Origin of the sequence: Sulfuritalea sp., assembly GCF_031426875.1 — a bacterium.
In the GTDB taxonomy this organism is placed as follows: domain Bacteria; phylum Pseudomonadota; class Gammaproteobacteria; order Burkholderiales; family Rhodocyclaceae; genus Sulfuritalea.
In genome coordinates this window covers 34048-58292 of record NZ_JASJPC010000001.1, presented here as the reverse complement: position 1 = coordinate 58292, position 24245 = coordinate 34048, and the positions used below count along the sequence as shown (strand labels likewise).

The window sequence follows — 24245 nt, the reverse complement described above, 5'->3', positions numbered from 1 at the left end:
TCCTTCCATCATCATTGTAGCTGCTTGACTCTTTAGTCGCTACAGGGTTTCAAATGCTGGAAAGCAAGGAGAATTTGCATGACATCGCCTACATCCGAACACACCATTCCAATCAAATCCTCCGGCTGCGGTTGCAGCGACAGTTGTTCGACAACGCTTCCCCTTTCCGAAGCGCCCGTCGCGGCTAGTCAGGCTGGCGCGACCGTGCTGCTGATTCCGGCGATGGATTGCCCCAGCGAGGAAAACGACATTCGCCGCGCCCTGGTGGGTATCGATGGCATTCGTTCCTTGAGCTTCCAACTGTCGGCACGGACGCTGTCCATCGACGCACCCGACTCGGTATTGCCCGCCGCCGTCGCGGCCATTCGGCAGGCTGGTTACGAAACCAAGACGCTTGCCACTGGCTCGGATGCAAAGGAAGTCAGTTCGGTAAAGGCCGATTTGTGGAAAGCCCTGCTGGCGCTGGCCTTGGCCACGGGCGCCGAACTGGTGCACTTTATTGCGCCCGATACGATGCTGTTCATGGGGCTGGGCATGACGATGGCGTTCATCGCCATCGGGCTCGCCGGCTTGTCGACCTACACCAAGGGATTGGCGGCGTTGCGCCGGGGCCAGTTGAACATGAACGCGCTGATGGGCGTGGCCGTGACCGGTGCCTTCCTGATCGGACAATGGCCCGAGGCGGCGATGGTCATGGCGCTGTATGCCATCGCCGAACTGATCGAGGCGCGTTCGGTGGATCGAGCGCGCAATGCCATCAAGAGCCTGCTCGATCTGACACCCGATACGGCTGAGGTTAGGCAGGCCGAAGGCGTCTGGCGTGAAGTCCCTGCCGGGCAAGTGGCGCTCGACGCCTGCGTGCGCGTCAAGCCTGGCGCGCGAATCCCGCTCGATGGCCGCGTGACGGCGGGAACGAGCGCGGTCAACCAGGCCCCGGTCACCGGCGAGAGCATCCCGGTGGACAAAGCCGAGGGCGATATGGTGTTCGCCGGCACGATCAACGAAACCGGCATGCTCGAATTCCGCGTCACGGCGATCTCCACCAATACGACGCTGGCCCGAATCATTCATGCCGTGGAGCAAGCCCAAGGAACAAAGGCACCGACTCAGCGCTTCGTTGACCGCTTTGCCGAGATATACACGCCGTCGGTGTTCGCGATGGCCGTCGCGGTGGCCCTGTTGACGCCCTGGCTGCTCGGCTGGAACTGGTCCGATGCGCTGTACAAGGCGCTCGTGTTGCTGGTGATCGCTTGCCCGTGCGCGTTGGTGATCGCCACGCCGGTTACGGTGGTCAGCGGATTGGCGGCGGCAGCGCGGCGCGGCATTCTGATCAAGGGGGGCGTCTATCTGGAAGAGGCGCGCAAGCTGCGCGCTATCGCGCTGGACAAGACCGGCACCATCACCGAAGGCAAGCCGCGCCTGGTGGCGACCGAGGTGTTGTCTTCGGCCGTGCCAGAAGCCCGGGTGTTGGCGTGGGCCGCCAGCCTCGCTGGGCACTCCGATCATCCCGTCTCGAAGGCTATCGCGCGCGGACTCAACCTGCCCGAGAATGGCCTCCAGGATTTCGTCGCGCTTCCCGGGCGAGGCATCGAGGCACGCACCGATGGCGAACGGCTGACGCTGGGCAATCATCGCTTGATCGAGGAGCGCGGCCTGTGCAGCAAGGAAATCGAGGCGCGGTTGGAGGTGCATGAATCGCAGGGGCGCAGCGTGACGATGCTGGCCTCGGAACGGCACGTACTGGCAATCTTTGCCGTCGCCGACACGATCAAAGACAGCTCGCGCACGGCCATCGCTGAACTGCATCAACTTGGCGTCGTCTCGGTGATGCTTACCGGCGACAACAGCGCGACGGCCGTCACCATTGCCCGCGAGGCCGGCATCGACGATGCGCGCGGCAACCTGCTGCCCGAAGACAAGCTGGCGGCCATCGAGGAAATGCAAGGCCGTTATGGTTTGACCGCCATGACCGGCGACGGAATCAACGACGCGCCAGCTCTGGCCCGTGCCGATATCGGCGTGGCGATGGGCGCGGCAGGTACCGATACCGCGATGGAAGCCGCCGACATCGTGATCATGAACGACGATCTGCGACGGATTCCTGAAGCCATTCGGCTGTCGCGGCATACCCATTCAGTACTCTGGCAGAACATCACGCTGGCCCTTGGTATCAAGGTCGTATTCTTGACGCTTGCATTGTTTGGTAGCGCCACCATGTGGATGGCGGTCTTTGCCGACATGGGGGCGAGCCTGATCGTAGTGTTCAATGGATTGCGGCTGCTGCGCAAATGAACTGGAAATTTGTGCTGTACGACTGGTTCGGATGGAATGTCACACTTTTCCAGCAGATCTATAGCCATGCCCCATCGACATTGACACCGTTGATCTCGATATTCGGGTTCGCCGGCAATTACTGGACTGCGCCCTTTGTGGCGATTGGCCTATGGCTGTGGTCGCGATCGGAGACTGAAAGACAGCCCTCCGAGACGGCACATAAGCAGTTGATCTGCTTTATTGTTGCGTTCGGATTGGCGGTGCTTCTGGCCGCGCTGCTAAAACTGACGCTGGGTTATCCGCGTCCGGCAGCGGTTCTAGGTGACCTGGTGCGTCACACGGAAGGTACTGACCTGAGTTACAGCCTGCCGAGCGGGCATGCGACCTACGCGGCATTGGTTGCCGGAGCGCTTTGGCCCTTGGCGGGAAAGCAATTGCGGGTGGCTCTGGTGCTGTATCCGCTGATGGTCGGCTGGGCGCGTATCGCTGCGGGCATGCATTTCCCGTCCGACGTGTTGGCGGGATGGAGTTTGGGTCTGGTCTGCCTCACCATCGCAAATGCCTTGATCCGCATCGGCGACAGATTCAGCAACCTGCCGACGTCGTTGCCCACCTTGCCATGGTATGGCCTGGCGTTTCTGGTCATGCTGACCGATCAATTCGTCAAACTGACAATCATCGATACATTCGTCTATGGTGAGCAAACGCCGGTTACTTCATTCTTTAATCTGGTGTACGTCGTCAATCCCGGTTCGGCATTCAGTTTCCTGGCGGATGCCGGGGGGTGGCAGCGATATTTCTTCATCGCACTGGCTCTGTGCATTTCGGGGTGGTTGATGTTCGCTCTTCGTCAGGGTAAACCCGGACTGGAATCGGCTGGCTACAGCCTCGTACTAGGCGGGGCTCTGGGCAATATGCTGGACCGAATATTGCAAGAACATGTTGTCGACTTTCTGGATTTCCATTGGCATGGAATTCATTGGCCGGCGTTTAACTTTGCCGACATTGGCATCAGCCTGGGCGCGACATTTCTTGTTCTCGCGACGTTCGTAACCGGCACTGACAGAACTGTCCGTAACGCCGTACCAAGATAGAAGCGCATGTGAGCATTATCCATCGAGGAGTATCCATGCGTCGGATCAGTGTTGTAGTCGCCTTGCGCTTGACCGAAGCCAGGGTGAAGCAATGGCTGTGGCGGGGCAATCCTATTTCTTGGAGGACATTTGCTTCACACCCCGGAGCGTATGCGGCACACGTTCAACTTTGACATGCGAACGGGGAGGCATATCGACCGGTTGCGCCAACTCATTGAGAATTCCGCAGTGTCCGGCATCCAGCGGGTCCCGACACAGCTTGCGTAGTCCTTTGAGTTGCTGTTCGAGATGCCTCAGTTCGCGGATGCGATTGCCTACGGTATCAATGTGCCCATCGAGCAGTTGATTCACACCCTCACAATCATTCGCAGGGTTATCTTTGAAGCGAAGCAGTTTCCGAATTTCATCGAGCGTCATGTCCAGGTTACGGCAGTTGCGGATGAAGGAAAGTCGCTCCAAGTGAGCTTCACCGTAAATGCGGTAGTTGCTGTCGGTTCGGGCAGCCACAGGCAATAGCTCCTCGCGCTCGTAATAACGAATCGTTTCCGCATTCGTGCCCGTGATTCGGGCCAGATCACCAATTTTCACGTTGAACCCTCAAATCCAGAAGTGCAACGCGGAAACGCCGCACCGGACGTAGCCCAAGTCCATCCACGTTTTAGCCGCCTTGATATCAAGGCCATTAAACACTTGACTCTGTAGCCACACAAGACTTTATGGTAGCAGACTGAAAGGAGTTGAAATGAGCACATTGCTAACAGAACAAGTGTTGAGCGTCCATCACTGGAACGAAACGTTATTCAGTTTCAAGACGAGCCGCAATCCCGGGCTGCGTTTCGCCAATGGCCAGTTCGTGATGGTCGGACTCGACGTAAACGGAAAACCGCTGACCCGGGCCTACAGCATTGCCAGTCCGAATTACGAGGAACATCTCGAGTTCTTCAGCATCAAGGTGCAAGACGGTCCGCTGACGTCCCGCCTGCAACATCTGCAGCCGGGCGACCCCATCGTCGTCAGCCGCAAACCCACCGGCACATTGGTGCTGCACGACCTTCTGCCGGGAAAGAATCTCTATCTCCTTGCCACGGGCACCGGTCTTGCCCCCTTCATGAGCGTCATCCAGGATCCGGAAACCTACGAACGGTTCGAGAAAGTGGTGCTTGTTCATGGCGTCCGCCACGTGAGCGAACTGGCCTATGCTGACTTCATCATCACGCAACTTCCGGCAAACGAATTCTTCGGCGAGGAAGTCCGCAACAAGCTCATTTATTACCCAACAGTGACCCGCGAGCCTTTCCGCAACCAGGGGCGGCTGACGGAACTCATCGACAGCGGCAAACTGTTCGCGGACATCGGCCTGCCACCACTGGATCCGGCCGTCGATCGGGCGATGATCTGCGGCAGTCCCGCCATGCTGCAGGACTGCTGCGACCTGCTGAATTCACGCGGCTTCCGGATTTCACCGCACATCGGTGCTCCGGCCGACTATGTGATCGAACGGGCATTCGTAGAGAAATGAAGCGCTCTCGACTGATTCTCCTGTTTGTCCTCGCGACCTGCGGTGCCCAGTCGGTCCTGGCGCAAGGCTGGCAATCCGGGCGCCAGGGCGGCGGCTGGAACAAGCTGGAGATGTGTCACGGCTGCCACGACATGGGAATGCGCGGCGGCATGGGAATGGGTATGGGTATGGGCATGAGTCGGGGAGATACCGCGCCGAAGCTCGGCGGGCAGCACGCCGCATATCTGGGAAAGGCCCTCAAGGCATACCGTTCCGGCGAGCGTCGGCATCCGGTCATGAACCGCATGGCCTCGATGCTGACGGACCGGGATATCGCGGACATCGCCCGCTCCTACGCGCAGGCGGAGTGAGGAAATGAAATCGCTATCGATCGCGTTCCTGCTGGCGCTGTCCTGGGTCGGCGTGTCTCCGGCAGCAAGCGTTTCGTCGTCGGGCAGGCTCAAGGCCGAACAAGTCTGCGCGGCCTGCCATGGGCCGAACGGCAACAGCGCAACGGACCAGTTTCCCCGGCTTGCCGGGCAGCGCGAGGCTTACCTGGAATCGGCGCTGCGCGCCTACCGTGCCGGGTTGCGCAACGACGCGACGATGCGTCCCCAGGCCGAGCGCCTCACCGATCAGGAAATCGCCGATCTGGCCGCCTACTACGGGGCTCGGACCGGTCTCACCACCCGCCGTGCGACCTGGTGCGGCGGGTAATTCGCCAAACTTCACCGAGGAGTAATCGAGCATGAAACATACGTTGATAATTGGCCTGGTTGCCATGGGCGCTCTCGGATTTTCCGCTGTCCACGCGGCCGATCCCAAAGCGGCATCGGACGACAAGGCCTTCCAGGAATACATGGGCAAGATGCAGGATCACATGAAACTGATGCAACAGCAGTGGCAGAGAATTCAACAGAGCAGCGATCCCGTCCAGCGCCAGAAGCTGATGCAGGAGCATTGGACTGCGATGCAGGAAGGCATGCGCATGATGCATGGCTCCGACGCCGTGCCCGGTTGCGGCATGATGATGGGGCCAATGATGGCGAGCATGGGGTGCTGGGGTGGCGACGGCAAGCAGGGCATGGGCGGTATGCACGGGATGGGCGGCATGCGAGGCATGGGGTGGTGGAACCCCGAGGACACCTCGCCCCAGGCCATGAAGCGCCGCCAGCAGATGACGGGAGCCTGCATGGGCATGCAGCAGCAAATGATGCAGGAGAACATGGACATGATGGGCGGGGGCATGGGCGGAATGATGGATCCCGCCATGACGGGCGGGAATGAGAAGGGCGCCACGACGCTCGCGCCGGCCGGCAAGAAGTAATGGGCCAACAGGCGCTCTCGCAAACCCACCTTCACTGCGGGCATTCATGAGCCTGAAGCCCGGCGTCAGGCCAGGCTGATCAACCACGACAGGAGAAATCTTATGGGCCCGGAACATTTCTGGTGGGGCGGATGGTGGCCATTTCCCATCATCATGCCTATCGCCATGGTCGTTATTTTTGTGACCATGTTCTACTTTGTCTTCGGGCGTAGCGGTTTCAGGCCGCCATGGTGGAACGATTCCAACCGGCCATCAGGCCACTCACAGCACTTCGAGACAGCCATCGAGGTTCTTGAGAAACGCTATGCGAAGGGTGAAATCTCCCGCGAAGAATTTGAACAAATGAAAAAGGATATTCTGGGCTGACCGCGTATATCGGAAGGAAAGCCAGATCGCCAGAACGCCGTAGCCCCAGCGCCGACTTTCTGACTCATCGCGCAGCCCCTCAATGCACGTCCGGCAGTTGCCTTCCCGGCGCGGCCGCTTTTGCTTCCAGCAGTTCCACGATCTCATCGTGGCCCTTCATGCCCGCCACCCACAGTGCATTCCGGCCTCCGGGGTCCATCGCGTCCCACTGAGCTCCTCCGGCCAGCAGCAAGCGGACCACTTCCAGATGCCCCTTGTAAGCAGCCATGAACAAGGGCCGGTCACCTTCATGGGTTCCCGCATTTGCATCGGCGAGGTGCACAACCAGAAAACCGACGATCTCCGTGTGGCCATTGAAAGCCGCCCAGAATAGCGGTGTCCATCCACGCCGGTCCGGGAGATCGATGTTCGCTCCTCGCGCGAGGAGTTCCTCTGCAATCGCGAAATGCCTTCTGAAAATCGCATGGAACAACATGCTGAAGCCGTTCTCATCCTGCCAATTGACAGCTGCTCCTTCCTGCAGATGGACGCGCACTCGCTCCAGTTGTCCCGCCCGGACGGCGGCCAGACAGCTTGTCTGCACGGCAGGATGTGTAGCCTCGGGGGCCGCAGGCAGCCTGCGCCTGTGCTTGCGCTTGTTTTTCATTGCCCGCCTCAGCGAATCTGGACTGAGCGCTGAATATCGTTCACAAAAATCCAGCCCGCTTCGGGCTGCCCCGTATGCGCCGCCTTGGCGATGGCGTCAACCAGGGCATTGGCCACGTCGTCAGCACATGCCAGTTCCAGTTTGTATTCGGTGACGACAGCTTCGGCCAGGTCCATGGAGTAATGCTGCTGTGTCGGGTCCGTGCTGGCCAGCGGCCGTTGCACTTGGGATACCGTGATATTGTGGCAACTGGCGCCAGGGGTAGCCAATTCGCAAAGGCCCGATTGCCGCAGCGCCTGTAGCACGTCGGCGATGCGGTGTTGGCGGATGAATGCCTTGATCTCTTTCATGTGATTTCTCCTTTGTTCGTTGCGTGGCCTGATGCCGCTCACTCGAAACGGAAATTGATGTACGTTCCCTCATCGGTTACGCAATGTCCCTGCGGGATAGCCATTGCCTGCCATGCGGCGTGGCAGCGCAAGGTCGCGCCATTCCCGGCGCGCAATATGGGCTCGGCCGAATACACGTAGTGGTCGGTATCCATGCCCGAAGAAATCCGATCCCAATGTCTACGGTCAGTCCCGTAACGGCGTTGCAATTTCGCGAGGTTCTGATTGCGCTCGATGGCGAAGCCTCGTGCCTCGAATCGGGCGCCCCGCCACTCCAGAACCATCGACGCTCCCTCCGGCCCTTCGTGCTGGAACCTGCCAACCGTGAGGTCCCGGTCGCTATCTTCCTGGGCCAGATTGTGCATATGGCCCGCGCAACCAGCCAGCGCGAACGTAGCCAGCCACGCCGATACTGCAATCCGTGTTTTCATGATTTCCCCAGTCCGTCCGACGAGCCCGGAGAACTCCGCTCTCTCCGGGTTTCCAGCCATTCATACATGAGCGGCAGCAACAGGAGCGTCAGCGCGGTCGAGGTAAACAGCCCGCCGACGACGACGGTGGCCAGGGGCCGCTGCGTTTCCGCGCCAACACCTTGGGAGAGCAGCATCGGGACCAGGCCGAGGATCGCCACCGAAGCGGTCATCAGCACTGGCCGTAGCCGCAGCGCCGCCCCTTCGCGCACTGCCTCGCGGATGCTGAATCCTTGTCGTCGCCGATCATTCAGAAACGACACCAGCACGATGCCGTTGAGCATCGCCACGCCGAACACGGCAATGAAGCCGATGGCGGAAGGTACCGACACGTACTGTCCGGTGATTGCCAGGCCGAAGACGCCGCCGATCACCGCGAAAGGCACGTTGGCGATGATCAGCGTGGCGTGGGCGAGTGAGTTGAATGCCGTGTAGAGCAGGATGAAGATGAGCCCGATGGTCAACGGCACGATCACGGCAAGCCGGGCCATGGCCCGCTGCTGGTTCTCGAAGGCGCCGCCCCACTCGATCCAGTAGCCCTCGGGCAGCTTCACCTGGCTGCGGATTTTGGCGTCGGCCTCCTTGACGAAGCCGTCCACGTCGCGGCCCTTCACGTCCAGTTGCAGTACCGCGTAACGGGAGAGCTGCTCGCGGCGCACGAAGGTGTAGCCCTCGTCCAATTCCACCGTCGCGACGCGCGACAGAGGCACCAGTGCCCCGGTCTGGGTACGCAAGGGAATGTCGCCGATCGCCTGCAGGCTGTCGCGGAAGGCCGGGTCGAGCCGCACCTGGATGTCGAAGCGGCGCACGCCATCGAGCAGGGTGCTGACGGCCTTGCCACCGATGCCGGCCTGCACCACTTCGAGAATCTCGTCGGCATTGATGCCGAAACGCGCCGCGGCCTCCCGATTGACCTTGACCACGATCTGCGGCTTGCCCTTGTTGGCCTCCAGCGAGAGGTCGGCGACCCCCGGCACGGTACCGAGCACCGGTTTGATCTCGGCCGCCAGGCGATCCAGCGTACCCAGTTCGGGGCCGTAAAGCTTGAGGGCCAGGGTCGCGCGCACGCCCGAGATCAGTTCCTCGACGCGCATCTGGATCGGCTGCGTGTTGCCCAATACCACGGTCGGCAGCGCTTGTTCCAGCGTCTCCTTCATCCGGTCGGAGAGCTCGGGCATGGAAATCTTCTCCGGCCATTCGTCCCGAGGCTTCACGTCCACCAGGACTTCCATGTAGTTGGCGTCGGTGGTCTCGCCCTTCTCGGCGCGGCCGATGGTGGCGAGCACCGAGCTGGTCTGCGGATATTCCCGCTTCAGCACCGCGTCCATCTTCTGCGAGACGCGCACCGATTCCTCGAGCGAGGTCGAAGGGATGCCGGTGACGCGGAACATGATGGCGCCCTCCTGCAGCGTGGGCATGAACTCCTTGCCCAGAAACGGGAAGGTGGCGAGGGCCGCCACCAGCAGTACCACGGCGGCGCCGATCACCTTCTTCTTGTTCTCCAGCGCCCGGTCGAGCAGCGGCAGGTAGGCGGCCTTGACCCAGCGCACGAGGAAGGTGTCCTTCTCTTCCATCGGCTTCAGGATCAGCGCCGCGAGCACCGGCACCAGGGTCAGCGTCAAGACCAGCGAGCCCACCATGGCGAAGGTGATGGTCAGCGCCATCGGCTTGAACAGCTTGCCTTCGAGGCCGGTAAGCGAGAACAGCGGCAGGAACACGACGATGATGATGAGGATGGCGAAGGCGATCGGGTTGATCACCTCGCGCGCCGCCTCCAGGATGATATGGGTGCGGTTCACCGTCTTGCCCGCCTGGTGGGAGAGCAATCGGAAACCGTTTTCCACCATCACCACCGCGCCGTCCACCATCATGCCGATGCCGATGGCCAGACCGGCCAGCGACATGAGGTTGGCCGACAGGCCGAAGTACTGCATCAGCAGGAAGGCGATCAGCATGGCGAGCGGCAAGGTCACGATCACCACCAGCGCCGAGCGGATCTCGCCGAGGAACAGGAAGAGCACGATCGCCACCAGGATCGAGCCTTCGGTCAGCGCCGCCGTGGCGGTCTTGATCGCCTTGTCGACGATATCGGTACGGTCGTAGACGGGATTGAGCGTGACGCCGGCGGGCAGCGCCTGCTGGGCCAGCTTGAGCTTCTGCTTCACCGCGTCCACCACATTCTTGGCGTTCTCGTTGATGCGGGAGAGCGCGATGCCAAGCGTAACCTCCTTGCCGTCGCGGGTTACCGCGCCGAAGCGGACGGCGGCGCCTTCCTTGACTTCGGCCACGTCGCGCACATAAATCGGCACACCTTCGTGCGCGGCGACGACGATACTGCCGATGTCCGTGGTGTTGGCTACCAGGCCAAGTCCGCGCACCAGGTACTGCTCCTGACCCAGGTTGACGTACTGTCCGCCGACTTGCCGGTTGTTGGCGGCGAGCGCCTCCATCACCGCCTTGAAACTCAGACCGTACTTGATCAGCTTCTGCGGGTGGATCAGGACCTGATACTGCTTTTCCTGGCCGCCCCAGGTGGTGACGTCATCCACCCCGGGCGCGGTGCGCAGCATGAGCCGCACGCTCCAGTCGTGCAGGGTCCGCAGATCCATCGCCGAGAGCTTCTGGTCGGCCGACTCGATGGTGTACCAGAACACCTGGCCGAGGCCCGAGCTGTTGGGTCCCAGCGCCGGTTCGCCATAGCCCTGCGGCAGGCGCTCCTTCGCCTCCTGCAGCTTCTCGCCGACGAGGCGCCGGGCGAAGTAGATATCCACATCGTCCTTGAAGTAGACCCCAACGTAGGACAGGCCGAACAGCGACACCGAGCGGATCTGTTCGACGCCCGACAGTCCCGCCATCGCGGATTCGATCGGCGCCGTGAGCAGCTTCTCGACATCCTCGGCGGCAAGTCCGGGCGACTCGGTATAGATATTGACCTGGTTCGGCGTGACGTCCGGGAAGGCATCCACCGGCACGGTCAGCACGGCGCGGACACCGAAGAAGGTCAGCAGCACGAAGCCCAGCAGGACCAGGAGTTTGTAGCGCAGCGAGAGATCGACAATTCCGTTTAGCATGCTGCCCCCTTAGTGTGCGTGGCCTTCGCCGAGCAGCGACTTCTGCACCCGTGCCTTGAGGGCATAGGTGCCGGCCGTCACCACGAGATCGCCGGCCTGCAGCCCGGCCTTGATGACGACCCGGCCGCGCAGTCTGTCGCCCAGTTCCACGGTACGCGGCTCGAAGCCGCCATGCTCCTCGATGAACACCGTGGGTTTGCCGTCCACCAGCACGACCGCGTTTTCCGGCAATAACAGGCCACGGCCCTTGCCGCCGGTACGGATTGCGGCGGAGGCGAACATCTCGGGCTTGAGCCGTCCGTCCGGATTGGCGACTTCGAGGCGCGCCTGGATGGTGCGGGTTTCCTTGTCGACCATTGCCGCGATGTAGGTCAGCTTGCCGCGGAAGACCTGGTCGGGATAGGCGGCGACCGTCACCTCGGCCTCCGCGCCGGTCTTGACGCGGCCGAGGTCCTTCTCGAACAGATTGGCCTCGATCCACAGCGTCGAGAGGTCGGCCACGGTGAATATCAGCTTGTCGGGCTGAGCCAGCTCGCCGAGGATGGCGTGCTTCTCGATTACCGTGCCGGCAAACGGCGTGGTCAGCGGGAAAGTCGATACGGCCCGGCCATCGTCGGCTGGCGTTGTCCCCACCCCGAGCATGCGCAGCTTGTCGCCGGCGGCGGCGAACGATGCCTTGGCCTTCTCGTACTCGGCGTGGGCGCGCAAATGGTCCTTCTGGGCGATGATCTGATCGCCGTGGAGTTTCTCGGCACGCTCGAAGTCGGCCTTGGCCACCGCGAGCTGGGTCTTCGCCTGGAGATAGCTGGAGTGCGCTTCGCCCACATCGAGGCTGTCGAGCACGGCCAGCGCCTGTCCGGCCTTCACCCGATCGCCGAGATTGACGTGGACCTTGACGATGCGTCCCGGCACCCGTGGTGCGACATGGGTGATGCGATCCTGGTTGGGGCGGATGGTGGCGGTGACCGTCAACTGCTCGCTGATTTCCTGTGCAGCGAGTTCTTCGACCTTGATCCCGGCAGCCTCGATCGCCTCGGCGCTGAGCTTCAATTGCTCCTCCTCGCCGTGTCCGGCCTCGCCTTCCTTGTGCTCGCCTTTCTTTTCACCCGGTTTGTCGGCCGACGCGCCGGGCTTCGCGGCAGCCGGCTGCGCGGCCGCCGTCGGCGATGGTTCGGGTTTGCCGCAGCCGGCCAGGGAGATGCTCGCCATGGCGATCACTAGCGCGATGCCCAGTTCCGTTCTTGATGTCTTCATGAGTTCTTTTCCAATACGTGTGTTCTTCAGGTGGCCGGCCATCATTTCGTTCCCGTCCAGCCGGCGCTCTGTTCCAGCTCGCTGCGGGTCAGGGCGAAATCGGTCATCGCCTCCAGTACCTCGCGGCGGGTGTCGAGCACCTGCCGGGTGGCGAGCAGCATCTGCACCAGGCTGATCTCGCCGGCGCGATAAGCGACGGTGGATAGGCGCTGGTTTTCTTCGAGGCGTTGCAATACCGACTGATCGAGCCGTTGTGTTCGCTGGTGCAAGCTGTCGAGCTTCTGCCACAGAGCCAGGACACGGGCGCGGGTGTCACGGCCGGCGGCCTGCTTCTCTATCTCGGCCTGGGTCAGTTCGGCCGAGGCCTTACCGATGCCGGCGGCATTGCGCCGGAAGAGTGGCAAGGGGAGCGATACACTCAGCCCGACGATCTTCTCGCGGGCATCGCCGGGGCCTTCGCGGGCCGAACTCAGGCCGACGGTGACATCGGGATAGACGGCGGCGCGTTCGAGGCCGAGCCGGTTGCGTGCCGCTTGTTCACGATAGTCGAGGGCACGCAGCTGCGCTCGGCTCGCAGCCGCTGCCAGCAGCTGTTCCAGGGTATAAGGCAGTTCCGGTTTCGCGACGAGCGCCCCTTTGACGACAGGCAGCTTCTCTGCAGGAAGTTGTAGCAGCATGGCCAGATCGGCGCGGGCCTGGATCAGTTGTTCGCCAACGGACTCAAGCTGGTTGCGCGTCCGTCCGAGTTCGACTTCGGCAAGATTGGCGTCGAGCTTGGTGTCTTCTCCCGCGTCGAAGCGCTTGCGGGTCACCGCGCTGTTGTTCTTGATCAGATCGACCAGACCCGTTTCCATCTCGGCGCGTAGTTGCAGGCTCACCACGCGGACGAACTTCTGTTCGACCTCGGCGCGCAATTGCCGGCGGGCTTCCTCGATGGTTTCGCGCAGCGCCGCCAGTTCCTGTTCCGCAGCCGTCCGCCGATAGCCCTGCTGGCCGGCAATCTCCAGCGTCTGCGTCAGGCCGACGTTCCACTCGCGCTGTGTGCGTTCGTTCAGCGTAGGGTCTGGGACCGTCCGCCGCAGGCGCTCGGCGGCGATCTGCGGATTGTTCCAGAGCAATCCCTGGGCGTCGGCGAGTTGTCCTTCGGCGGCGGCGAGATTCGCCCGTGCGCTGTTCAGGACTGGATTTGACTGGTCGGCGAGTTGCCAGGCGGCTTCCAGGGTCAGCGGGAAATTGGCCGCCGTCGCAGTGGCGTCAACAGGTGCAGGCGTCGCGACCGGGTTGGCCGGGTATCGCGAGTTTTGCGCGTGGGCGAGCAGCGCGGTAAGCAGCCCCAGCAATAGCAATAGTGTCTTTTTCATCGAATTCCTCAGCGAGTTGAATCATGCGAAGAATCCGACGGAACGCAGCCGACAGCCCGCTGGCGCGGGCTTGGTCAGCCGTCAAGGACGAAAAGGTGTAGCGCGTCCCGCCGGATCAGGCGAGGCGGGCGAGTGGCGGACGGTCGAAGGGATCGACAGTGGTGGAGCAGAACTCCGCGACAGGGAGTGCCACGAGTTGGGGCGGACTGTTATCGCCCAGCGTCGGCGACAAAGCCGGGACGAACGACGAGAACGACAGATGGCAGAATCCGCAGTCGGGATCGACCTGGGTGCCGGTGTCACCCGACTTGTCCGCCGAGCGATCATGTTGATGCACGTGGTGTCCGAAATGCGCCGCCTGCGGAGATTCCTTCTGATGCTGGCAATAACCGGCAGCCGCAGCAAAAGCGGCATTTAGCGGTAGCATAACCAGCAGCAGAATGGCGAGGAAGCGTCTCATAGGCGCCGCCATTATAGCAGTTGGCAGCTTAGAAAAACCCATCAGAGGTCGATTGACTCGATTGTGTGAGGCTTGACCGCCCGACGGGAGATCGACCCGCGGAGAATGTTTTGAGAGGCCGCATTCCACGCTCGGCTACGCCTCGCCCATGAAATTCCTGGAAGACTGGATCAGCACTCAGCATGAGCAGCAATTGGCGGCATAATGCCGATGGGTTGGAAGACGAAAAACAGAGGGAAGCTCAGTTTTGCATTTCACGATACCGTCAACGCGTCCATTTGATGTTGACGGTATCGATGTTACTGGAGCTCTCAAGAAATGCCAATACCGTCACCGATACCGTCTCCACAAGTGGGCTACCCTGAATAGTCAGGAATAGTAAAAAACAGAAAACCCCTTATTTTACCAAGGGGTTTTCGTATTTTTTGAATAGGTACGAATAGTACCGAAATGCTATGTAATCATTCCCACTCTATCGTCGCTGGTGGTTTGCCCGAAATGTCGTAGACCACGCGGTTGATACCGCGCACTTCGTTGATGATGCGATTGGAGACCCTGCCCAACAGTTCATGGGGCAGTTCGGCCCATTTGGCGGTCATGAAATCGGAGGTCTGCACGGCACGCAGGGCCACTACGTATTCGTAGGTGCGGCCGTCGCCCATGACGCCAACGCTCTTCACCGGCAGGAACACGGCAAACGCCTGGCTGGTCTTGTCGTACCAGTCGGCGGCGCGCAGTTCGTCGATGAAGATCGCGTCGGCGCGGCGCAGCAACTCCGCAAACTCGTGCTTCACTTCACCGAGGATGCGCACGCCGAGGCCTGGACCGGGGAAGGGATGGCGATAGACCATTTCGTGCGGTAAACCGAGCGCCACGCCGAACTCGCGCACTTCGTCCTTGAACAGTTCGCGCAACGGTTCCAGCAGCTTGAGGTTCAGCGTCTCAGGCAGGCCGCCGACGTTGTGGTGGCTCTTGATGGCGTGTGCCTTCTTGGTCTTGCCGCCGGCCGATTCGATCACATCGGGATAGATGGTGCCCTGCGCGAGCCATCTGGCGTTGGGCAGCTTCTGTGCCTCGGCCTGAAACACCTCGACAAACTCGCGACCGATGATCTTGCGCTTCTGTTCCGGATCGGCAATGCCATTCAGGTGTCCCATGAACTGGTTCACCGCATCGACATGGATCACCTTGACGCCCAGGTTGCGGGCGAAGGTGTCCATCACCTGCACGCCTTCGTTGAGCCGCAGCAGGCCGTTGTCGACGAAGACGCAGGTCAACTGATCGCCGATCGCACGATGCAGCAGTGCGGCAACCACCGATGAATCGACGCCGCCAGAAAGACCGAGAATGACTTCCTCCGCGCCAACCTGGGCGCGTACCTTGGCAATCGCCTCCTCCACGTAGTTGGGCATGTTCCAGTCGCCGCGGCAGCCACAGATGTCGCGCACGAAACGGGAATAGATCTCGCGCCCTTTCAGCGTGTGGGTGACTTCCGGATGGAACTGCACGGCATAGAAGCCGCGCGCCTCGTCTGCCATGGCGGCTATCGGCGTCGATTCGTTGCTGCCGATGACCTTGAAGCCGGGCGGCAGTTCGGTGACCTTGTCGCCGTGGCTCATCCAGACTTCGAGCAGGCCATGGCCTTCCGCATTGGTGCGATCCTGGATGCCGTCGAACAGTTTGGAGTGGCCGCGGGCGCGCATTTCAGCGTAGCCGAATTCGCGCTTGTGGCTGCTTTCGACCTTGCCGCCGAGCTGTGCAGCCATGGTCTGCATGCCGTAGCAGACACCCAAGACGGGCACACCCAGTTCGAAGACGATCTGCGGCGCCTTCCATTCCTCGGCCTCATAGACCGAGTTCGGCCCGCCGGAGAGGATGATGCCCTGCGGATTGAATTCGCGGATGAATGCCTCGCTGACGTCAAAGGGATGCAGTTCGCAATACACCTGTTGTTCGCGCACGCGGCGGGCAATGAGCTGTGCGACCTGGGAACCGAAGTCGAGGATGAGAATTTTCTGGTGGGCCATGGTGGGGTCTCGGTAAAAGAAAATGCAGTTTCAGTGAAGGCTAACGTCGGCACTTTGACGTTAAGCGTAGCGGCCGAAACTAAAAAGGCGGCCGCAGCCGCCTTTTCCGGACAAGAAACATCAATCGATATGGTAGTTCGGTGCTTCCTTGGTGATCTGCACGTCATGCACATGCGATTCCCGGATGCCGGCTGAAGTGATTTCGACAAACTCGGCCTTTGCGCGCATGTCGTCGATCGTGGCGCAACCGACATAGCCCATCGATGAACGCAAGCCGCCCATCAACTGGTGAATCACGGCGGTGACCGGGCCCTTGTAGGGAACGCGGCCTTCGATGCCTTCCGGCACCAGCTTCTCGACATTCGCGTCGGAATCCTGGAAATAGCGATCCGCGGCGCCGTCCTTCATGGCGCCGAGACTGCCCATGCCGCGATAGGCCTTGTAGGAGCGTCCCTGGTAGAGCACTGTTTCGCCCGGCGCTTCCTCGGTGCCGGCGAACAGGCCACCCAGCATCACGGCATTGGCGCCGGCGGCGATGGCCTTCGAGATATCGCCCGAGTAACGGATGCCGCCATCGGCCACCAGGGGGATGCCGCTGGCAGCGAGCGCATTGGCGACCATATCGACTGCGGTGATCTGCGGCACGCCGACACCGGCGACGATACGCGTGGTGCAGATCGAACCGGGGCCGATGCCCACCTTGACCCCATCGGCACCGTGATCGACCAGCGCCTTGGCGGCATTTGCCGTGGCGATGTTGCCGCCGATCACTTCGACCTGCGGGAAGTTCTTCTTGACCCACTGCACGCGCTTGAGCACGCCTTCGGAATGGCCGTGGGCGGTATCGACCACGATCACATCGACGCCGGCTTCGGCCAGCAGTTCGACGCGCTCTTCGGTGCCTTCGCCGACGCCGACGGCCGCACCGACGCGCAGATGTCCCTGCTCGTCCTTGCAGGCAAACGGATGTTCGCTGGACTTGAGGATGTCCTTGACGGTGACCAGGCCGCGCAACTGGAATGCGGCATTGACCACCAGCACGCGCTCCAGGCGATGCTTGTGCATCAAGGCCTTGGCTTCCTCGGCCGAACTGCCTTCGCTGACCGTGATCAGGCGCTCGCGCGGTGTCATGATGGCGCGCACCGCCTGGTCGAGATTGGTCTCGAAGCGCGTGTCGCGATTGGTGACGATGCCGACAACGACGCCGTTATCCACCACCGGCAAGCCGGAAATCCGGTGGGTGCGCGTTAACGCCAGCACTTCGCGCACGGTCATGGTCGGCGGAACGGTAATCGGGTCCTTCAGTACGCCGGACTCGAAACGCTTGACCTTGGCCACTTCGGCCGCCTGGGCCTTGGGATTCAGGTTCTTGTGCACAATGCCGATACCGCCTTCCTGGGCCAAGGCGATGGCCAAGCGCGCTTCGGTCACCGTGTCCATGGCGGCGGACAGCAGAGGCAGGTTCAACTGGATCTTGCGGGTAAGACGGGTGGCAAGGCTGACGTCGCGGGGGAGGATCGCCGAGTGGGCGGGTACCAGGAGGACGTCGTCAAACGTCAGCGCCTTCTGGAGCAGTCGCATAATTATTTTCCTTGATTCCAAAGCGGCATTATACGCGAGAGCACCTTTCCCTCTTTGCCGCAGCGTACAGTGGTGCCAGCGCCGTCCGCAAGGGATACCGTCTCCGGCAGAGCCGGAGACATAACTTTCTCAGGCATCTGCTTCGCCGCCGCCTTTTTTCATGGCCTTGCCTTCCGCCGCGCGCTGTTTGCGCACTTCCTTGGGATCGGCGATCAGCGGACGGTAGATTTCCACGCGGTCGCGGTCGCGCAAGGCCGTATCGGCTTTGGCCAGCTTGGCGTAGATGCCGAGCTTGTTCTTGGTCAGGTCGATTTCGGGATATCGGGCCAGCAGGCCCGAAGCTTCGATCGCCTGCCCTGCCGTGCTGCCGGCGGGCAAGGTGACACTGGCGACTTCCTGGCGGTCCGGCCGGGCATAGACAACTTCGACATGGATGGTTTCAGCCATAGACTTTCTGCGCCCTTTTGACGAAGGAATCAACGAAGGTATCGGCGATGTGATTGAACACGGGGCCGAGTACTTTTTCCAGCAGGTGGCTGGAAAATTCGTAGTGCAGGCGGAATTCTACCTTGCAGGCGGTCTCGCCCAGCGGTGTAAAGCGCCAATGTCCGTCCATTTGGGCGAACGGCCCATCGGTCAATCGTATGTCCATCTGACGCGGTTCTTCCTTGGTGTTCTCGGTCGAAAAGTGCGATTTGAGGCCATGGTAATTGATTCGTATGGTCGCCGCGGTGTGCGCCGCCGTCCGCTCGTGCAGTTCTGTGCCGCCGCACCAGGGCAGGAACTGGGGGTAATCCTCGACGCGATCGACGAGGGCGAACATCTGCGCCGGCGTGCGTTCGATAAGTACGGATTTTTCGACCAGAGCCATCGCAAAGCCGGGTAGACGGGGTGAAGTAGAATGCCGCATTTTATCGCGCCACTTCATGAGCATCGCCGACAACAAGAAGGCATTCCACGATTACTTCATCGAAGAGCGCTACGAGGCCGGATTGGTGCTCGAGGGCTGGGAAGTGAAAGCGATTCGCGCCGGCCGGGCGCAGATCAAGGAAGCCTACGTGGTGCTCAAGCGCGGCGAGGTGTTCCTGATCGGCGCCCACATCACGCCGCTGCTTTCCGCCTCGACCCATGTCCATCCCGATCCGGTGCGCACGCGCAAGCTGCTGCTGCATGCCACCGAGATCAGCAAGCTGATAGGCAAGGTCGAGCGCGCCGGCTACACCCTGGTGCCGCTCGACCTGCATTACAGCAAGGGCCGCGTCAAGCTGTCGGTCGGCTTGGCCAAGGGCAAGAAACAGCACGACAAGCGCGATGCCGAGAAGGACCGCGACTGGGTGCGGGAGAAGGCGCGCGTGATGCGCGACCGGCGCGGCTGATCGGCCACGCCAGGCCAAGATGACGCCCACCACCCTGCTCTGGCTGGTCACCGGCTGCCTGATGCTGCAGCCCTTGTCCACCGACCTCTACCTGGCTTCGCTACCAAGCATGGCCACCGACTTCGGTGTCAATCCGGCGGCCGTGCAGCACACCCTGTCGCTGTTCGTGATCGGCTTCGGCTCGGCGCAACTCGTCAGCGGTCCCCTGTCCGATCGCTACGGCAGACGCCCGGTGCTGATCGGCGGCTTGACGCTCTACCTGCTCGCCAGCGTCGCCTGTGCCCTGGCGCCGGGCCTGAGCTGGCTGATCGCGGCACGATTTGCCCAGGCGATCGGCTGCTGTACGGGCGTGGTGGTGGCCCGGGCGATCATTCGCGACGCCTATTCGCCGGCCGAAGGTGCCCGGGTGCTGGCCAGGGCCAGTTCCCTGCTGGCGCTGGCGCCCATCCTGGGACCAATACTCGGCGGCTACCTGCAAGTCGCTTTCGGCTGGCGTGCCGCCTTCGTTGCCCTGGCCTTGGCCGGCCTCGCCGTCTGGATCGCCGCTTTGCGTCGCATGAAGGAGTCGAATAACCAGCCCAACCCCGGCGCAATGCGTCTGGGCAGTCTCGGACGCAGCTACCTCGATGTCGCCCGCGCTCCCGAATTCTGGTCCTACGCCCTGCCTGGGGCGCTTTCGTACGCCTCCATCTTCGCCTTCATTTCCGGCACCCCCTTTGTGCTGATCAAGGTACTCGGCGTGCCGATTTCACACTATGGCTATTACTTTGCCGTCGGCGTTTTCGGTTATCTGGGCGGCACCTTGCTGTGCCGCCGCCTGCTCGGCCGAATCGGCCTGCAAGGCGCGCTGCTGCTGGGTACTACGATCGGTCTGGTCGGCAGCCTGGTCTTCCTCGCCCTGGTGCTCGGCGACGTCCATCATGTTGCGCTGGTAGTGGGCGCACAGTTTGTCGTCATGACGGCGCACGGCATCAACTTTCCCTGTACCCAGTCCGGCTCGCTCGCCCCGTTCCCGGAAAAAGCCGGTGCCGCAGCGGGCCTGTTCGGCTTCATCTCCATGTTGGGTGCATTCTTCACCGGCATGTGGGTCGGCGCCAGTCACGACGGCTCGCTGCTGCCGCTGGCCTCGATCAGCGCCGCGGTCGGCGTCATGCTGTTCACGTCGACCCGGCTGCTGGCGCGCTACGGCAAGGCGGCATAGCATTCCGCCAGCCCGCTGTCGGCGTGTCGCCATCCGCAGCGGCGAGGAGAGCGTAGTTTGCTCGGCCGCCCTGCTGCGCAGGGGCTTCATCAGCGCCGACTTTCAAGCCCGTCATCAGTAGAGGAAACGGGGTTCCAGGTCCTTGAGATTCAGCGCCTGCAATATCCGCTCGATGCGCTCGCGCGCATTGCCGCGCGGCGTACTGCTACGGCGGGCAATGATCAGTTCGTTCTTCATCGAATGCTCCCAGCCCACCAGTTCGGTAACAGTCAACTGGTAGCCATGCGCTTCGAGCAATAGGCAGCGCAGCACGTTGGTGATCTGGCTGCCGAATTCACGGGTGTGGAGCGGATGGCGCCAGATTTCGGCCAACGGCGTCTGTGCCAGCGATTCGCTCTTGTGTCTTCGCAGCACGGCCGCTACTTCAGCCTGGCAGCAAGGCACCAGCACGATGAACTGTGCCTCTTGGTGCAGGGCAAAGCGGATCGCGTCGTCGGTTGCCGTGTCGCAGGCATGCAGGGCGGTGACGATGTCGACCTGCGGCGGTAGCTGTGCCGACCCGATCGAATCCTCGACCGACAGGTTGAGCAGGGACATGCGGGCGAAGCCCAGGCGCTGCGCCAGTTCGCGGGATTTCTCGACGAGTTCCGTGCGGGTCTCGATGCCGAAGACCTGCCCGTGGTCGCGGCCCTTGAGGAACAGGTCGTAGAGGATGAAGCCGAGGTAGGACTTGCCCGCACCGTGATCGACCAGCGTCAGGTCGCCGCGCGCGGCCATGACTTCGGCCAGCAGCGGCTCGATGAACTGGTAGAGGTGATAGACCTGCTTGAGCTTGCGCCGGCTGTCCTGGTTTAGCTTGCCGTCGCGGGTCAGGATGTGCAGTTCCTTGAGCAGTTCGAGCGACTGCCCAGGCCTGATTTCGGGGATGCTTTTCAAACTCAAACTCAGTCTTCGGCGGGCAGGCGAATGATGTGCTGGCCGGACTTCTCGTCGCGCTCCAGCACCAGCAGCTTGTGCTTCATGGCGTCTTCCAGCAGTTCGCCGAAAGAGCGGTAACCGTAGTAGGACTCGCTGAAGCCGGGCTTGCGCCGCTTGAGCGTCTGCTTGACCATCGAACCCCAGATTTTCTCGTCCTCGCCGCGCTCGGTGACCAGAGCCTCGACGGTTTCGACCACCAGGTCGATGGCCTCCTGCCGCCTGCGGTCTTCGGTCTTTTCCTCGCTCTTCGGCTTGGCGGCCGTGCTGGCGGCAGGCTTGGCCGCAGCCTTGCGTTCGCTGCGCTGCTTCTTGGCCGGCAGTTCGCGCACCAGGTCGTCGTAGAAAATGAATTCGTCGCAGTTGGCGGCGAGCAGGTCGGAAGTCGCCGCCTTGACGCCGACGCCGATCACGCGCTTGTTGTTCTCGCGCAGCTTGGACACCAGCGGCGAAAAATCCGAGTCGCCGCTGATGATGACGAAGGTATCGACATGCGACTTGGTATAGCAGAGGTCGAGGGCATCGACCACCATGCGGATGTCGGCCGAGTTCTTGCCCGACTGGCGCACATGGGGAATCTCGATCAGCTCGAAGGCCGCCTCGTGCATCGGCGCCTTGAACTCCTTGTAGCGCGCCCAGTCGCAATAGGCCTTCTTGACCACGATGCTGCCCTTGAGCAGCAGACGTTCGAGCACCTTCTTGATGTCGAACTGCGCGTACTTGGCGTCGCGCACGCCCAGTGCGACGTTCTCGAAGTCGCAGAACAGCGCCATGCTGGTGATTTCGGGATTTCCGGCCATGATCGGGCTCCAGTGGATAGGCTTCGATGATATCAGCGTCGCGGCAGCGATTTCCCGTAAGCAGGGTGAGCGGGCATAATGCACGCCCCGCTCATCACCGTTTTTTCTGCATGGCTGACCCTCTCGACACATTGCGCCGCGTCTTCGGCTACCCCTCGTTCCGCGGACCGCAGGCCGAGATCATCGAGCACATGATCGGCGGCGGCGACGCGCTGGTGCTGATGCCGACCGGAGGTGGCAAGTCGCTGTGCTACCAGATTCCGGCCATGCTCCGGCCCGGCGTCGGCGTGGTGGTCTCGCCGCTGATCGCGCTGATGCAGGACCAGGTGGATGCCCTGCTGCAGGCCGGGGTGCGCGCGGCTTTCCTCAACTCCTCGCAGGATTTTGCGACGGCGTCCGAAATCGAGCGGCGCCTGCGCACCGATGAACTCGACCTGATCTATGTCGCGCCCGAGCGCCTGCTGACCGAGCGCTTTCTCGGCCTCATGGATCATCTGCTCGACAGGGAGCGCCTGGCCCTGTTCGCCATCGACGAAGCGCACTGCGTTTCGCAATGGGGCCACGATTTCCGTCCGGAGTACATCCAGCTTTCGGCCCTGCACCGGCGCTACCCGACGGTGCCGCGCATCGCGCTGACCGCGACCGCCGACCAGTTGACGCAGCAGGAAATCATCGCCCGGCTCGGCCTCGATGCGGCGCGCGTTTTCATTTCCAGCTTCGACCGGCCCAACATCCGCTACACCGTCGTCGAACGGGACAATCCGCGCCGCCAGCTGGTCGATTTTCTCGCCGGCTACCGGGGCGCCGCCGGCATCGTGTATTGCCTGTCGCGCAAGAAAGTGGACGAGACCGCGGTCTGGCTCAATGAACAGGGCATCAGCGCCCTGCCCTACCACGCCGGTCTCGATGCCGCCGTGCGTCAGCGCCACCAGCAGCGCTTCCTGCGCGAAGACGGCATCGTCATGGTGGCGACCATCGCCTTCGGCATGGGCATCGACAAGCCCGACGTGCGTTTCGTCGCCCATCTCGACCTGCCCAAGAGCCTCGAAGCCTATTACCAGGAAACCGGGCGCGCCGGCCGCGACGGCGAACCCGCCGAAGCCTGGATGACTTACGGGCTCAACGACGTGGTGATCCACCGCATGCGCATCGAGGAATCGGTGGCCGGCGATGAACAGAAACGGGTCGAGCGCAGCAAGCTCGACGCCCTGCTGGCCTGGTGCGAAACCGTCGCCTGCCGGCGCGCGCTGCTGCTCAGGTATTTCAGCGAGGAAGCCGGCGCTTGCGGCAACTGCGACACCTGCCTCGAACCGCCGGAACTCTGGGACGGCACGGTCGCCGCGCAAAAAGCCATGTCGGCGGCGCTGCGTACCGGCCAGCGCTTCGGTGCCGGACACCTGATCGACATCCTGCGCGGCAAGGCCACCGAAAAAGTGCAGCAGTTCGGCCATGAAAATCTGCCGACCTTCGGTGCCGGTGCCGAGCTCGACGATGCCGGCTGGCGCTCGGTGTTCCGCCAACTGCTGGCGGGCGGCCTGCTGCACGCCGATGCCCAGGCCTTCGGCGCCTTGCGCCTGATGGATGCGGCGCGTCCGGTGCTGAAAGGCGAGACCGCGCTGGCGCTGCGCAAACCGGCGGCGCGCGTGCGCGGCAAATCCAGGCGGCCGCAAGAGTTGGCGCTGGCGGGACGGCGATCCGGCACGGAAATCGCCGTCGCTGCCGCCGACCTTCCCCTGTTCGACGCCCTGCGCGCCTGGCGCGCCGATCTGGCGCGCGAGCAGGGTGTGCCGGCCTACGTCATCCTGCACGACAAGACCCTGCGCGAACTGGCGGCGCGCCGGCCGGCAGGCCCGGAGGAACTGCTCGGCGTGCCCGGCATCGGCCAGGCCAAAGTCGACCGTTACGGAGAGGCCCTGTTGCGGTTGATGGCTTGAGGCACAAAGATTTTTCCGCCCGAATGGCACCAGATTGGCGTGCCTACAGGCGATAATGTCGGGCTGCGAAAACGAAGTTTCGGTGGAGACTAACGCCGGCTTCATCGGCGTTAAGCGTAGCGGCCGTAACTAAACAATGGA

The 24245-nt window shown here is 62.2% G+C and carries 24 protein-coding genes; 10 read left to right on the top strand and 14 right to left on the bottom strand.

Annotation, left to right across the window (positions count from 1 at the left end; all coding sequences use genetic code 11):
- Nucleotides 1-78: 78 nt before the first annotated feature.
- Together RMO95_RS00280 and lspA are read left to right on the top strand one after the other, a co-directional pair.
- Nucleotides 79-2292, top strand: coding sequence for a heavy metal translocating P-type ATPase (locus RMO95_RS00280; protein WP_409574912.1), 2214 nt, complete (start codon nucleotides 79-81; stop codon nucleotides 2290-2292).
- On the top strand, nucleotides 2289-3368 hold the full coding sequence (gene lspA / locus RMO95_RS00275) for a signal peptidase II (RefSeq protein WP_310448579.1): 1080 nt from the start codon (nucleotides 2289-2291) through the stop codon (nucleotides 3366-3368). Before RMO95_RS00280 ends, lspA begins: the two co-directional genes overlap by 4 nt.
- Nucleotides 3369-3479: 111 nt before the next feature.
- Here the strand turns inward: lspA and cadR are convergent, their stop codons facing one another.
- A complete protein-coding gene (gene cadR, locus RMO95_RS00270) occupies nucleotides 3480-3956 on the bottom strand; it encodes a Cd(II)/Pb(II)-responsive transcriptional regulator (RefSeq protein ID WP_310448578.1) in 477 nt (158 codons plus the stop codon).
- Between the two features lie 154 nt (nucleotides 3957-4110).
- Between cadR and RMO95_RS00265 the strand changes: the two genes are divergently transcribed.
- The 5 genes from RMO95_RS00265 (at nucleotide 4111) to RMO95_RS00245 (ending at nucleotide 6559) form a co-directional block, all read left to right on the top strand.
- On the top strand, nucleotides 4111-4887 hold the full coding sequence (locus RMO95_RS00265) for a ferredoxin--NADP reductase (protein ID WP_310448577.1): 777 nt from the start codon (nucleotides 4111-4113) through the stop codon (nucleotides 4885-4887).
- Entirely contained in the window at nucleotides 4884-5237 is a 354-nt protein-coding gene (locus RMO95_RS00260; RefSeq protein ID WP_310448576.1) for a cytochrome c, read from the top strand. The genes RMO95_RS00265 and RMO95_RS00260 overlap by 4 nt, the downstream gene beginning before the upstream one ends.
- A gap of 4 nt (nucleotides 5238-5241) precedes the next feature.
- Nucleotides 5242-5583 carry a cytochrome c gene (locus tag RMO95_RS00255; RefSeq protein WP_310448575.1) on the top strand — a complete coding sequence of 114 codons (342 nt, stop codon included), beginning with the start codon at nucleotides 5242-5244 and terminating at the stop codon, nucleotides 5581-5583.
- Between the two features lie 31 nt (nucleotides 5584-5614).
- Nucleotides 5615-6193 carry a hypothetical protein gene (locus RMO95_RS00250; RefSeq protein WP_310448574.1) on the top strand — a complete coding sequence of 193 codons (579 nt, stop codon included), beginning with the start codon at nucleotides 5615-5617 and terminating at the stop codon, nucleotides 6191-6193.
- Nucleotides 6194-6295: 102 nt separating this feature from the next.
- Nucleotides 6296-6559, top strand: coding sequence for an SHOCT domain-containing protein (locus RMO95_RS00245; RefSeq protein WP_310448573.1), 264 nt, complete (start codon nucleotides 6296-6298; stop codon nucleotides 6557-6559).
- A 79-nt stretch (nucleotides 6560-6638) separates the two neighbouring features.
- Here the strand turns inward: RMO95_RS00245 and RMO95_RS00240 are convergent, their stop codons facing one another.
- The 11 genes from RMO95_RS00240 to RMO95_RS00190 form a co-directional block, all read right to left on the bottom strand.
- Complete coding sequence (locus RMO95_RS00240; RefSeq protein ID WP_310448572.1) at nucleotides 6639-7205, bottom strand: ankyrin repeat domain-containing protein; 567 nt, start codon at nucleotides 7203-7205, stop codon at nucleotides 6639-6641.
- A gap of 8 nt (nucleotides 7206-7213) precedes the next feature.
- On the bottom strand, nucleotides 7214-7555 hold the full coding sequence (locus RMO95_RS00235; RefSeq protein ID WP_310448571.1) for a P-II family nitrogen regulator: 342 nt from the start codon (nucleotides 7553-7555) through the stop codon (nucleotides 7214-7216).
- A gap of 38 nt (nucleotides 7556-7593) precedes the next feature.
- Nucleotides 7594-8025 carry a hypothetical protein gene (locus tag RMO95_RS00230; protein ID WP_310448570.1) on the bottom strand — a complete coding sequence of 144 codons (432 nt, stop codon included), beginning with the start codon at nucleotides 8023-8025 and terminating at the stop codon, nucleotides 7594-7596.
- A complete protein-coding gene (locus RMO95_RS00225) occupies nucleotides 8022-11135 on the bottom strand; it encodes a CusA/CzcA family heavy metal efflux RND transporter (protein WP_310448569.1) in 3114 nt (1037 codons plus the stop codon). The genes RMO95_RS00230 and RMO95_RS00225 overlap by 4 nt, the downstream gene beginning before the upstream one ends.
- Before the next feature lie 9 nt (nucleotides 11136-11144).
- Nucleotides 11145-12389 carry an efflux RND transporter periplasmic adaptor subunit gene (locus RMO95_RS00220; RefSeq protein ID WP_310448568.1) on the bottom strand — a complete coding sequence of 415 codons (1245 nt, stop codon included), beginning with the start codon at nucleotides 12387-12389 and terminating at the stop codon, nucleotides 11145-11147.
- A 41-nt stretch (nucleotides 12390-12430) separates the two neighbouring features.
- Nucleotides 12431-13750, bottom strand: a complete 1320-nt coding sequence (locus RMO95_RS00215) for a TolC family protein (RefSeq protein ID WP_310448567.1) — start codon at nucleotides 13748-13750, stop codon at nucleotides 12431-12433.
- Between the two features lie 115 nt (nucleotides 13751-13865).
- The gene (locus RMO95_RS00210; protein ID WP_310448566.1) at nucleotides 13866-14210 is read right to left on the bottom strand and encodes a cobalt-zinc-cadmium resistance protein; all 345 of its coding nucleotides are present in this window, start codon (nucleotides 14208-14210) and stop codon (nucleotides 13866-13868) included.
- Between the two features lie 461 nt (nucleotides 14211-14671).
- Nucleotides 14672-16237, bottom strand: coding sequence for a glutamine-hydrolyzing GMP synthase (gene guaA / locus RMO95_RS00205; RefSeq protein ID WP_310448565.1), 1566 nt, complete (start codon nucleotides 16235-16237; stop codon nucleotides 14672-14674).
- Between the two features lie 120 nt (nucleotides 16238-16357).
- Entirely contained in the window at nucleotides 16358-17818 is a 1461-nt protein-coding gene (gene guaB, locus RMO95_RS00200) for an IMP dehydrogenase (RefSeq protein WP_310448564.1), read from the bottom strand.
- 129 nt (nucleotides 17819-17947) lie between these two features.
- Nucleotides 17948-18265 carry an RnfH family protein gene (locus RMO95_RS00195; protein WP_310448563.1) on the bottom strand — a complete coding sequence of 106 codons (318 nt, stop codon included), beginning with the start codon at nucleotides 18263-18265 and terminating at the stop codon, nucleotides 17948-17950.
- On the bottom strand, nucleotides 18258-18689 hold the full coding sequence (locus RMO95_RS00190) for a type II toxin-antitoxin system RatA family toxin (protein ID WP_310448641.1): 432 nt from the start codon (nucleotides 18687-18689) through the stop codon (nucleotides 18258-18260). The genes RMO95_RS00195 and RMO95_RS00190 overlap by 8 nt, the downstream gene beginning before the upstream one ends.
- Nucleotides 18690-18744: 55 nt before the next feature.
- Between RMO95_RS00190 and smpB the strand changes: the two genes are divergently transcribed.
- Both smpB and RMO95_RS00180 read left to right on the top strand, forming a co-directional pair.
- Complete coding sequence (smpB, locus tag RMO95_RS00185) at nucleotides 18745-19194, top strand: SsrA-binding protein SmpB (RefSeq protein WP_310448562.1); 450 nt, start codon at nucleotides 18745-18747, stop codon at nucleotides 19192-19194.
- Nucleotides 19195-19213: 19 nt separating this feature from the next.
- The gene (locus RMO95_RS00180) at nucleotides 19214-20395 is read left to right on the top strand and encodes a multidrug effflux MFS transporter (protein ID WP_310448561.1); all 1182 of its coding nucleotides are present in this window, start codon (nucleotides 19214-19216) and stop codon (nucleotides 20393-20395) included.
- Nucleotides 20396-20509: 114 nt separating this feature from the next.
- On the opposite strand, the gene RMO95_RS00175 is transcribed toward RMO95_RS00180, so the two are convergent.
- Together RMO95_RS00175 and RMO95_RS00170 are read right to left on the bottom strand one after the other, a co-directional pair.
- Complete coding sequence (locus RMO95_RS00175; RefSeq protein ID WP_310448560.1) at nucleotides 20510-21331, bottom strand: SAM-dependent methyltransferase; 822 nt, start codon at nucleotides 21329-21331, stop codon at nucleotides 20510-20512.
- Nucleotides 21332-21339: 8 nt separating this feature from the next.
- Nucleotides 21340-22170: an NYN domain-containing protein gene (locus RMO95_RS00170; RefSeq protein ID WP_310448559.1), complete on the bottom strand. Its 831-nt coding sequence runs from the start codon at nucleotides 22168-22170 to the stop codon at nucleotides 21340-21342.
- A gap of 110 nt (nucleotides 22171-22280) precedes the next feature.
- Between RMO95_RS00170 and recQ the strand changes: the two genes are divergently transcribed.
- Complete coding sequence (gene recQ / locus RMO95_RS00165) at nucleotides 22281-24104, top strand: DNA helicase RecQ (RefSeq protein WP_310448558.1); 1824 nt, start codon at nucleotides 22281-22283, stop codon at nucleotides 24102-24104.
- The last annotated feature ends 141 nt before the right edge of the window (nucleotides 24105-24245 follow it).

Excerpts from the sequence above, each read along its gene's own strand:
- RMO95_RS00180 (WP_310448561.1), top strand. The coding sequence starts at position 19,214 with ATGACGCCCACCACCCTGCTCTGGCTGGTCACCGGCTGCCTGATGCTG.
- RMO95_RS00220 (WP_310448568.1), bottom strand. The coding sequence starts at position 12,389 with ATGAAGACATCAAGAACGGAACTGGGCATCGCGCTAGTGATCGCCATG.
- RMO95_RS00245 (WP_310448573.1), top strand. The coding sequence starts at position 6,296 with ATGGGCCCGGAACATTTCTGGTGGGGCGGATGGTGGCCATTTCCCATC.
- RMO95_RS00230 (WP_310448570.1), bottom strand. The coding sequence starts at position 8,025 with ATGAAAACACGGATTGCAGTATCGGCGTGGCTGGCTACGTTCGCGCTG.
- RMO95_RS00250 (WP_310448574.1), top strand. The coding sequence starts at position 5,615 with ATGAAACATACGTTGATAATTGGCCTGGTTGCCATGGGCGCTCTCGGA.
- RMO95_RS00265 (WP_310448577.1), top strand. The coding sequence starts at position 4,111 with ATGAGCACATTGCTAACAGAACAAGTGTTGAGCGTCCATCACTGGAAC.
- RMO95_RS00190 (WP_310448641.1), bottom strand. The coding sequence starts at position 18,689 with ATGGCTCTGGTCGAAAAATCCGTACTTATCGAACGCACGCCGGCGCAG.
- RMO95_RS00280 (WP_409574912.1), top strand. The coding sequence starts at position 79 with ATGACATCGCCTACATCCGAACACACCATTCCAATCAAATCCTCCGGC.
- smpB (WP_310448562.1), top strand. The coding sequence starts at position 18,745 with ATGAGCATCGCCGACAACAAGAAGGCATTCCACGATTACTTCATCGAA.
- guaB (WP_310448564.1), bottom strand. The coding sequence starts at position 17,818 with ATGCGACTGCTCCAGAAGGCGCTGACGTTTGACGACGTCCTCCTGGTA.
- RMO95_RS00240 (WP_310448572.1), bottom strand. The coding sequence starts at position 7,205 with ATGAAAAACAAGCGCAAGCACAGGCGCAGGCTGCCTGCGGCCCCCGAG.
- RMO95_RS00235 (WP_310448571.1), bottom strand. The coding sequence starts at position 7,555 with ATGAAAGAGATCAAGGCATTCATCCGCCAACACCGCATCGCCGACGTG.
- guaA (WP_310448565.1), bottom strand. The coding sequence starts at position 16,237 with ATGGCCCACCAGAAAATTCTCATCCTCGACTTCGGTTCCCAGGTCGCA.
- RMO95_RS00170 (WP_310448559.1), bottom strand. The coding sequence starts at position 22,170 with ATGGCCGGAAATCCCGAAATCACCAGCATGGCGCTGTTCTGCGACTTC.
- RMO95_RS00210 (WP_310448566.1), bottom strand. The coding sequence starts at position 14,210 with ATGAGACGCTTCCTCGCCATTCTGCTGCTGGTTATGCTACCGCTAAAT.
- RMO95_RS00225 (WP_310448569.1), bottom strand. The coding sequence starts at position 11,135 with ATGCTAAACGGAATTGTCGATCTCTCGCTGCGCTACAAACTCCTGGTC.
- lspA (WP_310448579.1), top strand. The coding sequence starts at position 2,289 with ATGAACTGGAAATTTGTGCTGTACGACTGGTTCGGATGGAATGTCACA.
- RMO95_RS00255 (WP_310448575.1), top strand. The coding sequence starts at position 5,242 with ATGAAATCGCTATCGATCGCGTTCCTGCTGGCGCTGTCCTGGGTCGGC.
- recQ (WP_310448558.1), top strand. The coding sequence starts at position 22,281 with ATGGCTGACCCTCTCGACACATTGCGCCGCGTCTTCGGCTACCCCTCG.
- RMO95_RS00195 (WP_310448563.1), bottom strand. The coding sequence starts at position 18,265 with ATGGCTGAAACCATCCATGTCGAAGTTGTCTATGCCCGGCCGGACCGC.
- RMO95_RS00215 (WP_310448567.1), bottom strand. The coding sequence starts at position 13,750 with ATGAAAAAGACACTATTGCTATTGCTGGGGCTGCTTACCGCGCTGCTC.
- RMO95_RS00260 (WP_310448576.1), top strand. The coding sequence starts at position 4,884 with ATGAAGCGCTCTCGACTGATTCTCCTGTTTGTCCTCGCGACCTGCGGT.